This is a genomic window from Ktedonobacter sp. SOSP1-52, from assembly GCF_016587395.1.
Genome location: NZ_BNJH01000001.1, coordinates 1,512,829 through 1,526,295, shown reverse-complemented (window position 1 = coordinate 1,526,295; position 13,467 = coordinate 1,512,829). Strand labels below are relative to the sequence as shown.

Genomic DNA, 13,467 nt, shown 5'->3' with positions numbered 1-13,467 from the left:
CAAAAAGTAAGTGTATATGTCAATAGGTAGAGCTATCAGACCGAGCGTAAAACCCCTGCCTTGAGGCCTGTCTTTTCCCACATCTTTTTGGAGGGACTTCACAAGAAGCCATAAGATTTGTCAATCCTCTGGTCAGTTCCCTGTGGTAAGCTGAGCTCGGAAAGACACCAAGCTCCCTCTCAGCTACCCTGGACGGCGCAGCCAACCTGAGCGTGATCCCAAGCTGGGTGGAGGCGACGAGCTCGTCGCCTCCACCCAGACTTTGCCAGGATCGTAGTCCTCCCCGTTTGCATCAGGGCAATCGCATCTAGTTAACCCCATCCAGAACGCGCAAAAGATACTGATTGTCCCATCCGGATTTGAGACGTTTGGCATGGATGCCAACACGGGAAGAGCGTTCCTGACGCAACAAATTCAAGCTGATATGGCGGAGTACCGCGAGATTTTCGTCGGCATGACCGAGCCTGACGCGCGATTCATCTTCCCGAAAGGCGATATCGAGGACCCAATGCAGGCTGTTTTCAATGCCCCAGTGGCTTCTGACCGCAGTGGCAAAGGTGTTGACTGACGAAAAACTGAGCAAGAAGTAGCGCGTTTCTTTTGTGGTCTTCTGTTTCATGCGCCGTTGCGCCCGAACGACCCCAATGCCTCGCAAGCCTTTCCACTGGTGTTGCGGGTCGAGATACGCCAGGATTTCCGGATCACTCAGGGTCCACTGTTCGCGAATTTCCAATCGACCGTGACCTTTCTCCACCTGTCGATCCAACTCCCAGTACGGGCTGGCAAAGCCGTCTTTTTCCGCGAGAGCAAACGTCGCTTTCACCTCGTCAAAGAGGTTCCCGTGATTGTCTTTGAGAGCCAGGGCGTAGTCGCCGTCTTGCTCAATAATCCGCTCGGCAATCTTCGTTTGCGTCCCCATCGCATCAATGGTCACAATGCAGCCTTTGAGCGCCAGTTGCTCTAAGAGCAGCGGGATGGCGGTAATCTCGTTGGACTTCCCTTCCGTCGCGAGTTGAGCCAACACCAGACGATTTTCGACCGCCCAGGCACTGACCAGATGCAGCGCTTTTTTGCCTCCTGCCTGATCATGCGAGCGGCGCAGCGTTTTGCCATCAATCGCGATCACTCCGTTGACTGTTTGGCTGATCCCTTGCACCCATCGGATGAAGCTGGCTTCAAACTGTTTGGGATCAATGAGCGCAAACACACGCCCGAACGTATCGTGAGACGGGATCCCATTGGGCAAGTCGAGCAAATCCGTAAAAAAGGCCTTTTTGGCGTTCCCAAATTCCTCGATCTCAACCCAGCCTTCTGCTCCACATAAGACTCCACAGATCGCCAGGATGATGATATCCCGTAATCGATGCAGTTTGGTTCGCTCCACCCGAGGGTCTTCTACTTGCGCAAACAGACGTTCAAGATCTCGTCGGCCATTCTCCTCCATCTCATAGCCTCCCGCTTTTTTGGCTTATTTTATCACCTCCTCTTCCTTTCCTTTATTGTTGCTGAGCTTATTTAGATGCGATTGCCCTGCCGTTTGCATCAGATGGGTTGCCACAACCACCATTTTGCGCATGACTGCCATGAGCGCGGACATCTTCTCGAGTCCACGCGCAACCAAATGCTGGTGATACGCACCAAAGGCAGAGCCTTGCAGGGAAATGCTGCGGAGAGCGGCTAAGTAAAGCATCTGACGCAACAATCCACTACCTCGCTTAGAGAGCTTAGCCTTGCCTTTCCATAGGCCACTCTCCTTGATCTTGATATCCATGCCCGCGTAAGCGACGGCTTGATCCGTGCAGGCAAAGCGATCCACCGCCCCCAGTTCCGCCCGTAACACCGCAATCATTTTGGGGCCCAATTCCGGCATCTGCTGGAGCCCTCTGGTTCCTGGATCGGTGGTAATGAGCTCCTCCAGTTCCTGTTCGAGCTGGCTCAGATTGGCTTGCGTGTGTTGCAGTTGATCGCACAAGATCTGTAGGCTCCTGCCCCGACCACTCAAGACGCGACCACTACTTACCGACTCTCTCCAGTGCCAATTGCTCAGCAATTTGCTGTGGAGAAAGATTGCCCAAGCCCTCGTGAGGACGCTGTTGGTTATAAAAATTAATCCACGTTTCCGCCACGTGGAGAAACGCTCCGAGACTCTGATACCGATAGCGTTCAGCGACGGCAAGCTTGAATGTGCCAACCTGATCCGCTCTGTCCCGAAAATGTCTATGAGAGAAACGTTGGTTCAATAGCCTGTTGCCTCTCTCAAAGAGCAATCAAGATCCCTCCCAGAAAGGCACCAGATGTTGATTGATCTGAGCGAACAGGCGGATCAGTCCATCTCAGTTTGTCTGGTCTGCTTCCCCCGATTGGTGGAGGCTGCAAACGGGTGTTCCAGGGAGTTGGCAACGGCTTCAAATCCATAGTGCAGCATGGTCGTTTCGTAGTACACTTTTGCTTGAACCAACGGTATCCCCAGCGCCTCGGCCTCAACCAGGGTGTGGTTGTAGGAGCGCGGCATCCCGCAGAGCGGTGTTGGCACCCTCACCATGGCCTGGAGACATCGTGTGAATGGCGTCGCCCAGAAGCGTCACGTTCGGTGTATGCCACGGTTTGACGGGTCGCGCCGAGGTGATACTCATAGGAAAGGTAGCAGGGATGTCGGCCTCGTCGATGAGCCGCCGCAGCGCGGGGTGCCATTCCTTCACGATGTTGCGCGCCAACTGGTGCAGCGTTGGCCCATCCGCGTTCCGAAATGCCTCAGGAAGCGAGAGCGTCCACGAGAAGTAACCCGGCACTTCCGTAAGGTGCAGCGTCGAGGCGAACGAAGCTCTAGCCGAGGCCGCCGCTTCCACCTGCCTGCATGTCGCCAATCCCATGCCAGTTTCCTTAGGGCCGACGATACGGACGAAACCGTCGACAAGTATTTCAGGAATCCATTCCAGCATGTCAGACCGGATGGGAGTCTTGCCGTAGATGGCGTAATCGAGCGTGTCAATCTGGGCATCCGGCGCGATGAGATCGCGAACCACGGAATGCGTCCCGTCGGCATCAACGAGGAGATCCCCAGTGGCAGAGGTCCCGTCAGTAAAGAACGCACGAATCTTCTCGTCATCCGACTGCTCGAACCGTTCAAATGTTTTGCCGAAATGCATGGTGTCTTCGAGGTCAGCCAGGAGAATTTCACGAAGCGTGAGCCTGTGTACCCCAAAGAACGAGTCAGCGAGGAGAGGTGGAATGGGCTTGGCAAACTTCTGGTTCAACTGATGGTTGAGGAAGACCATTCGTGTGGCTGACTTGATGGAAGTCGCCACACAGAGGTGAAAGAGATTCTCCGGCAGGCAGTCACGTAAGGCATGGCTCCCATCCGCGTTGAGAGAAATTCGATACCCCTGGCCTCGGAAGACATCGATTTGTTCAAAATCGCGAATCGCTCCATTTCGGGGTGGGTTCCTAGCTTCAGACTGGCAAAGGATTTTGAACGGTTTGGTAAAACCGTCAGAAACTGGATCTTTCTTGCGATGACTCGACTTATGCTCAAACGTTTAGGCAAGCAATATGCTTCTTGAAAGTTGATCAGCAGTCGAACACCGACCAGCAGATGTCGTTTCGCAACCGCTGATCATCCAGGACCAGCTCGCGGATCGCATCAGGGAGCTGGTCGCGCTGCCATCGGCACTCGAGCCGCCCGGAGCTCTCACCCTCGCCTTCAGGAGCAGCTGCACGCGCTGCCTTGATGGCGTAGGCCGCAGCACCGAGCTCGTGTGCGGCGACATGCGCCACCACCGCCGCCTGGCCGGCAGCATATGCGGCGTACCGAGCGGCTCCGCTCAACTCTCTTGCCGCAGCCATGGCATGACCACCCGCCGCGCGGGACTGAGACATCCTGATCTCGCCTCGCGCCCATGCCCGAGCCTGCGCGATCGCTTGGCGAGGCCGCAGGTCTGAAGGTTGCGCCGACTCGAACAGGTGCAGGACGTGTTCCACACACGTTGCGGCCCACAGGGCGAGTAGCTGATGGTCGGAGTCTGTGAGCGTCCCCCCGCGGCGGATGGTGATGAAACGAGGGTCGCGGTCTTTCGGGAGGATCACGGCTGCACCCCTTTCAAATTATCAAAAAAAGAAGAGGACTGTAGCTGGACGCCGATATGAGATTTGACCTTGCGCGTCGCCTCACCAACATTGACATCAGCCACAATACTAGTCCCACTATCACTCTTGCGGAGGCCTTCCATCATTTTCAGGGTCGTCGTTTTACCGGCTCCGTTTGGCCTGAGAAGTCCAAATATCTCTCCCTTCTTGACTTCAAAGGACACACCGCGACCGCCTTGACTTTCCCAAATGACTTGGCCAGCTTCTTTACGGTAATACTGTTTTCGCTTTTCGTTTTTGCCCCATGCTCTCGTCTCCGGTTCTCGAGAGCATGGGAGCCTGGAGAGTGTTCTCACTTCTCCAGGCTTCGACAGGTCGAGCATTCGACTGTATGCATCTCCGATCCAGGCTGGCCGGGCTTTTTCTGGATCACGTCTCTACTGTATAACACTGATGCAAGAATAGAGGGTAGAAAGAGAGAAAAGCGCTTGCATATGGACAGGAATGGATCTGAGCCTGCTCTATATACTTGGAGTTCTGTGAGAAAACGAGGAGTGTATCGCAAAAAGCCTCAAGCCTAAACTTGAGAGTTTTACGTGGGGCTTGGCACCACTTGACGCACTATTGAGTCTTGCTAGGGCTGCTGGAATGAGCGTTGGGTACCCCCTCAACCAGAGAGGAAGAATTCCTCACATTCGCGCGTAGTCTTCCTGACCCAACGCTCTACGAGGCCATAAAGGAGGCCACTCCCATCTCGCCAATTTACGGGTATCGACGCACCGCCAATCGCATTCGACATTTTGAGCAATTACAGCGGTACCCGCAACAGTTTCTCGTTCTCGACCATGCGGCCTGCTGCTTTAATCCAATCTACGGACACCGAGTACGGCGATGCCCCACCAGAGGAGCGCGTGGAGGACGTCCGGTGCCGTTGCGAGAGCGACAATGAGAAATGTGGGCAGGGCAACAAGAAGTGGGTTCGTTACTTCAGAAATGACCGTTGCTCCCCATTTTCCTGGTCCGACAGAGAGGGGAGTGTGTTCCGAACGAGGATATTTTTCTTCGAGAAGTGTGGATCTCTGTTTCATACGTGCCTTCAGCGAAAAATGGTTGTCTCTTCGTGGATGCAGGTGCATGCCATCCAACTGCCGTCGTGTCAGACCAGTCAGGAGGAGACAACCTTATGTACAAGCAGTGTCCCGACCGAAAGCTGTTTTCGTCTGATACCGAGGACGACCTTCGCTGAGGCCGTATCCCGATCCAGTTCACACCCACACATACAAGAATGCCACCGCTCTTCTAGCGTCTTCTTGCGTACATTCCCGCAATTCGGGCAAATCTGGCTGGTGTACTTAGGATCAACTTGTACGAGAGTACGCCCGGCCCATGCTGCCTTGTACGTACACATTCCCACAAATTGACTCCAACCAGCGTCGGCTATTGATTTGTTTAATCCCGCTTTGACTGCCGCCCCATTAGGCAAATACTGTCCTGTCTCTTCGTCCTGCTTCGGCTTGGGCTGTTTCACCAGATTGGCCATGGTGAGATCCTCAAGCACGATCACTTGATAGCGATTGACGAGCTTTCTTGAGGCTTTGTGAGCGAAGTCGGCACGCTGATTGCGAACCTTACGATGAGCCTTTGCCACGCGCTTCACTGCCTTCGCTCTGCGATGACTGCCGCGCTTCTTGCGAGACAAGGACTCTTGTAGCTTCTTGAGCTTCTTCTCTGCTTGGAGTTGCCCCAATTCAGTGGAAGCCAAAAACAAAAGAAAACTGTCCTGCCCCTAGAAGATGAAGAATTCATCAAGAGAAAAGGGAAGAAGAGGCTGAAGTGAAATCCCATCGCTTCAGCCTCTTCTTCCCTTTTCTCCAAAACCTTTTTAGAGTATGTCTTAAGAGGCTCAGAGAGCCAGGAGTAAACTGAAAGGAGACAATAAAGGAACGCCAAACTGAGCAAGAAGGAGTCGAAGCTGATGAATGAGAGCATCAACAGAAAGCGCTATCCATCGGATCTTACCGATGCACAATGGGACCTGTTGGCACCCTTCATCCCACCACCATCCCCCAACGCAACCCAGGAAGTGATTCCCAGACGAGAAATCGTCAATGGCATTCTGTATGTCCTGCGGACAGGCTGTTCTTGGCGACAAATGCCTCACGACCTGCCCAATGGCAAAACGGTGTTTCATTATTTCCGTTGCTGGCAACGGGATGGGACCTGGGAAAAAGCGATGCATGCCTTACGCCGCCAGGTGCGTGGCTCGATGGGGCGAGAGGAAGAACCTAGCGCCGGTATCATCGACAGCCAATCGAGCAAGACCAGTCCAGTCCCAGGCATCGGGCGTGGCTATGATGGCGGGAAAAAAAATCTGGGGACGCAAAAGGCACCTCCTTGTTGACACTCAGGGCTTCATCTTGGCTGTCATGGTCCTTGCAGCCAACATCGCCGATGTGACTGGCGCTCGCCTCTTGTTAGAAGGGCTCGCCAACCAGTTCCCTCGTCTCTCGCATCTGTTCGCCGATCATGGCTATGACGGGGAACCCTTTGAGCAATGGCTCCAACACCATCTTGGATGGGAGATCGAAATCGTTCCCCAGCAAGAGCGTGAGGTGCATACCGAGTGGGCGCTCATCAATGGGCAGCCGGTCGAGATTCGCAAACCAAAGGGAGGCTTCCAGGTTCAGCGCAAGCGCTGGATCGTGGAACGAACCTTTGGCTGGCTTATCCGCTACCGACGACTCGCTCGCGATTACGAGGGGTTGCCTTCAAGCAGCGAGGCCTTCATCCAGGTGGCTTCCATTCGTCTTTTATTGACCCGTTTGGCTCCTTCCCGATACTAATTATTCGTCTTAAGACACACTCTTAGATTGCGATCCCTATCTCCTTTTTCTCCAACAACTCATAAATATCCTCCCAATATGTTCTCTAAGTCCTGAGTTATGGAAGCCTACCGTCATCAAGACGAACTTTCTCGGCATTTGGGAAACAAGACGATAAAAAGAGGGAGAGATGTTGCTGGTAGTTCTCCTCTAAAAAACGCTGAATGGCAAACTGGCCTCGAGTACGAATTTAGCTCCGCAAGGAGTCTGCACATGTTCAAGCGTGTTTCCGCGGATCTGTTTTGCTGTCCTAGTTGGGCTTTCGCTGTGCTCGCTCAAGGCCAGTTTGCCACTCAGCTAAATAATAGTTGTCCTGCTACACAATTTCTCTGAAAAACGTGTGTCCTTATAGATAAGGAAACTGTTATATGCATTGGCAAGCAAGAAACAGACTTTCCACAGCCCTGCCAAGACAAGACAGAAAGGAGAAACAGCATGCGGACATCCTGTCTTGCAAGGTCTTCTTGCTGGAGCAATGGGAACGGTGGTACTTGACATTGCAGGCTACGCTGACATGGCTCTTCGTGGGCGCCCTTCAAGTAATACCCCTGCCAAGATGGTGGATGTTCTGGCGACCATGCTGCATCTATCACTTTCATCGCAAGGAAATGATGCTCAGGATTCAACAGTTCAGAACCGGGAAAGCGGACTCGGTGCTTTGTTAGGCTATATCAATAGGAGTGGTCTATGGCTTGCTTCGGTCACGAAGTCATCGTGATGAGATATCGATTCCTCTTGCCAGCACATTGGTTGGTCTGGCCTCGATGGCGGCAAGTGATATTCCACTGGTGAAACTCAAGGTGAGCGATCCGAAAACATGGGGAGCCTCGGGATGGCTCTCAGACTTCCTGTTCCATTTCATCTATGGTTTCGCCACGGTTACAACGTATGAGGCCCTGCCAAAGCTTTGCAAGACGGTTTAAAAACAATCGGATCGCACCATCTGCTGTTTGATTGCGCGATCGCCTGCGATGATACGTTGGCAGGGAGGTGGAATGAAGAGGCGGGAAGAAAAGCTCTTCTTAACCAGGATAGGAGAAAGGCGAAAAACATGCACGATCTAAGACAACCAGGAACGCCGCCCTCGGTCGAGGGTATTGTGACCAGACCCAGTCCGTTTTCGGTCGAGAAGACCCTGGAACGCCTTCAGGAAGCGATGCGTCAGCGGAATTTGACCATCTTTGCCCAAATTGACCACAGTGGAGAAGCGCAACGGATTGGCCTCACGATGCAAGAGGCCCATGTCCTGATCTTTGGCAATCCGCAAGGGGGCACTCCACTCATGATTGCGTCCCCGCTTCTCGCGCTTGATCTGCCGCTCAAAGTCCTTGTCTGGCAGAAAACTGATGAACAACAGGTCTGGGTGAGTACGACCCGTGCGGACTACCTGAGAGAGCGCTACGCTCTCTCGCAGGAATTGGCCGGAAAGCTGGCCGTCAGTGACGCCGTGATTGAGCAAGCGCTTACCGAGTAACCATGCTGGGAGGGACGAAAGACGCGAAATGGGCATCTACTCGGTCTGGGCTGACACGTCGGCGAAACCATCGGTGAAATCACCATCCTTGTCGGATCGTTGCGAGGGTGCTTGGATCAAGCTCCCAGTACCCAGCCGCTTAGAATGATGGCGGAAGGTAGGTCAGCCAAGGCCAGACAGACATCATTTTCTTTCAGAAGGCTTCTGGTAATCATGGCTGAGATGTTCTCTCGTCTTCTTGATGGGGTTGTCTCGGACTGTTCGCAAGTTGGGTAAGCTTGCTGGCCGTTGAACATAGATCTTTCGTTGCTCTGGATCAGTGAAAATAAGCCAGGCCAGATTGCGTTCCCAAGCTGGCAAAGAGGCATAATCCGCAAAAATCCGCGAGGCAGTCCGAGTCCAGCCAATAATATCGAGCCGCTCGTTCGTCACAAACGCGGGGTTTGGTAAAAGCGCATCCAGGACGTTTTGAAGTTCTACACCGATGTCTGGAAGAGGGGCATGTATAGCCGGGCTTCCTGTGGGGTGTAGCGATCGCCAATATCATGGAAGGTGTACCCATCGACGCGCACATGAACTATGTTGGCGGTTTCTGGAACCTGCTCAATCCCTATGCCCTGCTGGGAGGAATGACGTTTGTTGGCTTGTTCACCTTGCATAGTGCTCTCTTCCTGAGCCTACGCACCGAAGGGGACGTACGCTTGAAAGCCCAGATGATGGCAAAAACGCTCTGGCTCAGTGTCACGCTCCTGGTCTTTGCTTTCGTCATTGCGGGTTATGTGACAACGGACGTCTTTACATGCCTGGGCATTAATCCAGGAGTCGCACCGCTAGGGGCCGGCGCGGCCCTGCTGGCATGCGGCTGGCTGATCTATCACCGTCAAAGCGGCTGGGCCTTTGCTATGACTGGCCTGACCATCATCCTCTCGACCTTGACCATCTTCCAGGGCCTCTACCCACGCGTGATGATCTCCAGCCTCAATCATGCCTGGGATCTCACAATCTACAATGCCTCTTCGAGCCCCTATACGCTCACCGTGAAGAGTCTATCCGAAGCTTCTCCTCTTCCACAATTTCGGGGCAGGATCAAAGTGTTCAGACTTGACCTCTTTGATACACTCAAGCCATGACTCAAGAGGAAGAAATCGCCCATCTTCGGGCAGAAAATCAAGCCCTGCGCCAAGCCCTGGCTCTCATCGAGGAACTGGAACAGCAGAAGATACCTCCCCCAGCGTTTGTGAAAGCGAACGTGAAAAAGCCAGCAGCACAGGGGTCTATAGTGAGCGGGAGTGAAGGTTGTTACCTGTATCCCTATACTCCCGCTCATGTCGTTTCGTGCCACAATCATTGAACAGCAGAGGTATGCCCTGGCTTTACTTTACAGCGCCCTGGGTAAGACCCGCAATAAACTGGCGCTGGAATATAATGAACATAAGGATAATGGGTAGCGAAGCTAGCACAGCGCCCGAGAGTAGAATCCCATATTGATAGTCATATGGACCAACAAGGGACGCGATTCCCAGGTTAGCGACAAACATGGATGGATCGGTAGTCACGACGAGTGGCCAGTAGAAGTCATTCCATAAGCCAGTGAATGAGAGGATGCCTAGCACGGCCAACCCCGGACGAACCAGGGGAAGGACGATGCGCCACCAGATCGCGAACTCAGATGCCCCATCAACGCGGGCAGAATCGAGAATCTCGTTGGGAACGGTTGTTGTGTACTGACGCATCAGGAAGATCCCAAATGCTCCAACTGCGCGAGGGATAATCAAAGACTGGTAGGTATTGAACCAGTGAAGTTCGCGGATCACCTCAAATTGAGGAATTTGCAAGACCTGAGGCGGGATGAGAAGTGTTACCAGCATAAGGGTGAAGAGGACATTCTTGAAACGGAAGTCATACTTCGCGAAAGCAAAGCCCGCCAGCGAACTGAGCAGCAGAGAGGTAATTGTGCCGCCAATGGCTACAATTGCCGTGTTTAACATCCAGCGTGCGAAGGGAAATTGCGTAAGCAAGGCCTCCATATTTGCCAGGGTTGGGTTGCGAGGCAAGAGCGTAATTGACGTACCAAAGATCTCCGTGTTGGGCTTGAAGGCACTAAAGACCATGTAAAGGAAAGGTATAACTGTCAGAAGCAACAGCAAAAGGAGCAGAAGGTTGACCAGCACTGAGCCAGTAATAAAAGAATAACGACGTTTACGGGCGGCAGGAGAAAGCTGCATTTTTGTCTTCGGTTCCTGAAGCATTGTATCAATGCTTGCCATGATGAGATCCTCTCTAAAGAACCCTGTGCGTGAGGCACAGGCAAGGCACATAGCGCAAACTACCCGGCTATCACGCTACATCTGAAGAGGCTGCAGTTCCATACCCCCCGAAGAGTTTAATATTCAGTACGGAGAGGATGAGCAGCAGAAGCGTCATCGAATAGGCAATAGCACTCGCATAGCCAACGTTAAAGTTCTGGAAGCCCTGGGTGTAGACATAGAGCGTAATGGTGAGCGAGGCATCTGAGGGACCTCCGCCGGTGAGTAGCAAAGGCTCAGCGAAGAGGTTATAAGAACCGATAATGGCCTGGATGACGATAAAGAGCGTCACTGGCTTAAGTAGCGGAAGCGTAATGCTCCAGAAAGCCTGCCAGCGATTAGCGCCGTCGATCATAGCCGCCTCATAGTACTCTTTATTAATGGCATTGAGACCCGCCATCCAGAAGAGGGTATTGATACCCAGATAGGTCCAGATACCAATGAGGATAAAGGCTGGCATGACAACTGGCTGATCTGTAAGCCAACCAATCTGGGGAATACCAAACCAGCCAAGCGCGACATTGAGCAAGCCATATTGCGTATCAAGGACGCGCGCGAAGATAACCGTAATGACCACGGTTGAGGTAATGACTGGAAAGAAGAGTCCTACGCGGTAAAGCCCTTTCCAGCGCACGAAGAGGGAGTTGATAGCCAGGGCCATGATCAGGGCCAGGGGAGTGAGGACAAACAAACTACCGAGAGCATACTTCGTCGTATTGAGCACAGCAGTATAGTAGCGGGGGTCCTGGAAGAGATGGATGTAGTTGCCAAAGCCAAAAAACGTCTTCTTATCAAAGCCAAAGCCTTTGAAGAAGCTGAGCCACAAGGAGTAGAGGATGGGATAGATCCCAAATACCAGGAAGAGAATAAAGAAGGGTGAGATGAAGATGTAAGGAGCGAGCTTGCGTTGATTGCGATGCCACCAACTGCTACTCTGGCGAGGTTGGGCTGTCATGCTGGTATGTATCTGAGTCATGTGCATCCTTCCTTTGGGCATGGCATATGCGAACATTCTCAGGAGCTAAATGGAGCCATGTGCTAAGCAGTTTCGAAACTGATGATGCTTAAAGCCTGGTTATAAGCAGTTTGTAGCGCCGACTCTGGCATGACGCCCGGCTGCTGTAAACAGGGAGTGAGTGCGAGACGTGTAAAAGCATCGGTTGTCTCAGGCCAGTAGGGGGAGTTATACCACTGGTTTATCTCTGGCGAAACCTCTTTGATGATCTCACCCGCCCTCTGATTATCAAAGAACTTCAACGGCTCGCTTAATTTGGCCTGTTCCAGCGCTGGCTTATAGGTTGGCCAGGTCTGGCGTATCCCATAGTCGCCAAGTAACGCTTCGACGCTTGTGTGCTCGTAGAGCACAAAGTCGAGTGCTTCCTCAATACTGGAAGAGGTCTTAAGCACAGTAACGCCAGTACCGCCCTGCGTGGCGGTCCGTGAACCTCCCGCCTCCCATTGCGGAAGTGGTTGCAGATGCCACTTGCCAGCAGTATCTGCCGCGTTCTGTTGTACGAAACCGCTAAAATTCCAAGAGGGGCCGATCAGAGAGGAAAATGTACCATCAGAAACCTTGGCCCAGTATGCCTGACCAATGGGGCGTATCCCTGCCCACTTTTCGTTGATGGCCTGCTTCTGATAGCGAAGCGTGTTTAAACCTTCAGAGGAGTTGAAGATAGGTTTGCCATTGGCATCAAAGAAGCCGCCTTTGTGTTGAAGTGTCTGTATCCACCAGTAACCGGAGTCGTTGAAGGGGAAATCGATGAAATTTTTGCCTGTAGCTTTTTGATAACGCCGACCTGCTTCCGCGAACTCATCCCAAGTATTAATGGGGGCCTTAATACCGGCCTTTTCCCAGAGATCCCAACGGTAACTGAGCAGACAGGTGTTCAATTCATTGCCAATACCATAGATCTTGCCTTTCCAGGACCAGGGATCGGTAGCCGAAGGATGATAAAACTTGTCCATGACTCCCATTTGCTGAAGCTTAGGAGCGATATCCACAAAAATGACGTCGCCTTTAATGAAGCGCGCGAACTGGCCAATCTCGATGTCAGCGATATCGGGACCGCCTGAGCCAGCCAGGGCCGTAATCAGGACCTTGTCGTGCATTTGCTGAAAAGGAAAGATCATCCAGTTAATCTCGAAGTCGGGCTTTTTCTCCTTCTTGTAGAGTTCCCAGGCTTGTTGTTGCCATTGGATACGGGTGCTGGAGAATGCCCAGAAGTTGAGCGTCTTCTTGGCTCCGGTATTGATAGCCGGTGCGCAACCACTCAACAATAAACTGGCTCCCGCAGTCGCACTTCCCACGGCCTTGAGAAAGGATCGTCGATGCATCTGCATATACGTACTCCTTCGTCCATATATCCATCTATACGCATGAGTAGACAATAGCTCATCTGTTACTAATTGCTAACTTTCATGTTGCATAGCATGAACAACGTGGTAACAGGCAAACAGATAAGGCTTACAAAAAAGATAACGTTTTCTAGATTGATTTGTCAAGCTTTTTGTGTAGAATTGAGCAACAAAACCATAAGACGATTTGACATGAGCATCTTACTTACAGGGTTATTGAAGAGGTTTCACCAATCTGTGTATGAGCCCATCAAGACCTTTGCCTTTCTCTCCGATGGTTCCCACATTGACAACCCCAGGTTTTTTCGTGAGGAAGAGAACGCTCTGGCCAAGGCCCAACGCCGCCTCGCCAGGGCCCAGTGTT

19 protein-coding genes are annotated in these 13,467 nt (G+C 52.5%); 6 read left to right on the top strand and 13 right to left on the bottom strand.

Going from position 1 to position 13,467, the window contains the following annotated elements; genetic code table 11:
* Window positions 1–307: 307 nt before the first annotated feature.
* The 9 genes from JMJ16_RS06980 to JMJ16_RS06945 all read right to left on the bottom strand — a co-directional run bounded on the left by JMJ16_RS06980 (window position 308) and on the right by JMJ16_RS06945 (window position 5,830).
* On the bottom strand, window positions 308–1,444 hold the full coding sequence (locus JMJ16_RS06980; RefSeq protein ID WP_201379616.1) for an ISAs1 family transposase: 1,137 nt from the start codon (window positions 1,442–1,444) through the stop codon (window positions 308–310).
* A gap of 24 nt (window positions 1,445–1,468) precedes the next feature.
* Window positions 1,469–1,972, bottom strand: coding sequence for a transposase (locus JMJ16_RS06975; protein ID WP_201379614.1), 504 nt, complete (start codon window positions 1,970–1,972; stop codon window positions 1,469–1,471).
* A 40-nt stretch (window positions 1,973–2,012) separates the two neighbouring features.
* Entirely contained in the window at window positions 2,013–2,240 is a 228-nt protein-coding gene (locus JMJ16_RS56755) for an integrase core domain-containing protein (protein WP_201379612.1), read from the bottom strand.
* A gap of 83 nt (window positions 2,241–2,323) precedes the next feature.
* Window positions 2,324–2,458, bottom strand: a complete 135-nt coding sequence (locus JMJ16_RS55900) for a hypothetical protein (RefSeq protein WP_255553168.1) — start codon at window positions 2,456–2,458, stop codon at window positions 2,324–2,326.
* A gap of 22 nt (window positions 2,459–2,480) precedes the next feature.
* Window positions 2,481–3,275 (bottom strand): NAD(P)/FAD-dependent oxidoreductase, encoded by a 795-nt coding sequence (locus JMJ16_RS06965; protein ID WP_201379610.1) that lies wholly within the window; start codon window positions 3,273–3,275, stop codon window positions 2,481–2,483.
* Window positions 3,276–3,567: 292 nt separating this feature from the next.
* Entirely contained in the window at window positions 3,568–4,083 is a 516-nt protein-coding gene (locus JMJ16_RS06960; protein WP_201379608.1) for a putative immunity protein, read from the bottom strand.
* Window positions 4,080–4,307, bottom strand: coding sequence for an ATP-binding cassette domain-containing protein (locus JMJ16_RS53715; RefSeq protein ID WP_236601244.1), 228 nt, complete (start codon window positions 4,305–4,307; stop codon window positions 4,080–4,082). The genes JMJ16_RS06960 and JMJ16_RS53715 overlap by 4 nt, the downstream gene beginning before the upstream one ends.
* A gap of 636 nt (window positions 4,308–4,943) precedes the next feature.
* Complete coding sequence (locus JMJ16_RS06950; protein ID WP_201379598.1) at window positions 4,944–5,171, bottom strand: hypothetical protein; 228 nt, start codon at window positions 5,169–5,171, stop codon at window positions 4,944–4,946.
* A 77-nt stretch (window positions 5,172–5,248) separates the two neighbouring features.
* Window positions 5,249–5,830 (bottom strand): transposase, encoded by a 582-nt coding sequence (locus tag JMJ16_RS06945; RefSeq protein ID WP_255553201.1) that lies wholly within the window; start codon window positions 5,828–5,830, stop codon window positions 5,249–5,251.
* A gap of 228 nt (window positions 5,831–6,058) precedes the next feature.
* On the opposite strand from JMJ16_RS06945, the gene JMJ16_RS53710 reads away from it, so the two are divergent.
* The 5 genes from JMJ16_RS53710 (at window position 6,059) to JMJ16_RS06925 (ending at window position 8,439) form a co-directional block, all read left to right on the top strand.
* Window positions 6,059–6,484, top strand: a complete 426-nt coding sequence (locus JMJ16_RS53710; protein WP_236601243.1) for a transposase — start codon at window positions 6,059–6,061, stop codon at window positions 6,482–6,484.
* Window positions 6,429–6,926: an IS5 family transposase gene (locus tag JMJ16_RS53705; protein ID WP_236601241.1), complete on the top strand. Its 498-nt coding sequence runs from the start codon at window positions 6,429–6,431 to the stop codon at window positions 6,924–6,926. The genes JMJ16_RS53710 and JMJ16_RS53705 overlap by 56 nt, the downstream gene beginning before the upstream one ends.
* Window positions 6,927–7,338: 412 nt before the next feature.
* Complete coding sequence (locus tag JMJ16_RS06935; protein ID WP_201379594.1) at window positions 7,339–7,683, top strand: hypothetical protein; 345 nt, start codon at window positions 7,339–7,341, stop codon at window positions 7,681–7,683.
* Window positions 7,658–7,888, top strand: a complete 231-nt coding sequence (locus JMJ16_RS06930; RefSeq protein WP_201379592.1) for a hypothetical protein — start codon at window positions 7,658–7,660, stop codon at window positions 7,886–7,888. The genes JMJ16_RS06935 and JMJ16_RS06930 overlap by 26 nt, the downstream gene beginning before the upstream one ends.
* Window positions 7,889–8,016: 128 nt before the next feature.
* Window positions 8,017–8,439: a DUF302 domain-containing protein gene (locus tag JMJ16_RS06925; protein ID WP_201379590.1), complete on the top strand. Its 423-nt coding sequence runs from the start codon at window positions 8,017–8,019 to the stop codon at window positions 8,437–8,439.
* Window positions 8,440–8,622: 183 nt separating this feature from the next.
* On the opposite strand, the gene JMJ16_RS56750 is transcribed toward JMJ16_RS06925, so the two are convergent.
* Window positions 8,623–8,925 carry a hypothetical protein gene (locus tag JMJ16_RS56750; RefSeq protein WP_374228987.1) on the bottom strand — a complete coding sequence of 101 codons (303 nt, stop codon included), beginning with the start codon at window positions 8,923–8,925 and terminating at the stop codon, window positions 8,623–8,625.
* Window positions 8,926–8,957: 32 nt separating this feature from the next.
* Here JMJ16_RS56750 and JMJ16_RS06915 point away from each other — a divergent pair, with 32 nt between their 5' ends.
* Window positions 8,958–9,569 carry a cytochrome d ubiquinol oxidase subunit II gene (locus tag JMJ16_RS06915; protein ID WP_255553200.1) on the top strand — a complete coding sequence of 204 codons (612 nt, stop codon included), beginning with the start codon at window positions 8,958–8,960 and terminating at the stop codon, window positions 9,567–9,569.
* Between the two features lie 243 nt (window positions 9,570–9,812).
* On the opposite strand, the gene JMJ16_RS06910 is transcribed toward JMJ16_RS06915, so the two are convergent.
* The 3 genes from JMJ16_RS06910 to JMJ16_RS06900 all read right to left on the bottom strand — a co-directional run bounded on the left by JMJ16_RS06910 (window position 9,813) and on the right by JMJ16_RS06900 (window position 13,088).
* Window positions 9,813–10,706, bottom strand: a complete 894-nt coding sequence (locus JMJ16_RS06910; RefSeq protein ID WP_201379586.1) for a carbohydrate ABC transporter permease — start codon at window positions 10,704–10,706, stop codon at window positions 9,813–9,815.
* A 70-nt stretch (window positions 10,707–10,776) separates the two neighbouring features.
* Window positions 10,777–11,721, bottom strand: a complete 945-nt coding sequence (locus JMJ16_RS06905; RefSeq protein WP_201372844.1) for a carbohydrate ABC transporter permease — start codon at window positions 11,719–11,721, stop codon at window positions 10,777–10,779.
* Window positions 11,722–11,783: 62 nt separating this feature from the next.
* Window positions 11,784–13,088, bottom strand: coding sequence for an ABC transporter substrate-binding protein (locus tag JMJ16_RS06900; protein WP_201379584.1), 1,305 nt, complete (start codon window positions 13,086–13,088; stop codon window positions 11,784–11,786).
* Window positions 13,089–13,467: the final 379 nt, after the last annotated feature.

Coding starts and splice junctions, on each gene's coding strand:
- JMJ16_RS06980 (WP_201379616.1), bottom strand. CDS start 1,444: ATGGAGGAGAATGGCCGACGAGATCTTGAACGTCTGTTTGCGCAAGTA.
- JMJ16_RS06965 (WP_201379610.1), bottom strand. CDS start 3,275: ATGGTCTTCCTCAACCATCAGTTGAACCAGAAGTTTGCCAAGCCCATT.
- JMJ16_RS06950 (WP_201379598.1), bottom strand. CDS start 5,171: ATGAAACAGAGATCCACACTTCTCGAAGAAAAATATCCTCGTTCGGAA.
- JMJ16_RS53710 (WP_236601243.1), top strand. CDS start 6,059: ATGAATGAGAGCATCAACAGAAAGCGCTATCCATCGGATCTTACCGAT.
- JMJ16_RS06925 (WP_201379590.1), top strand. CDS start 8,017: ATGCACGATCTAAGACAACCAGGAACGCCGCCCTCGGTCGAGGGTATT.
- JMJ16_RS06910 (WP_201379586.1), bottom strand. CDS start 10,706: ATGGCAAGCATTGATACAATGCTTCAGGAACCGAAGACAAAAATGCAG.
- JMJ16_RS06905 (WP_201372844.1), bottom strand. CDS start 11,721: ATGACTCAGATACATACCAGCATGACAGCCCAACCTCGCCAGAGTAGC.
- JMJ16_RS06900 (WP_201379584.1), bottom strand. CDS start 13,088: ATGCAGATGCATCGACGATCCTTTCTCAAGGCCGTGGGAAGTGCGACT.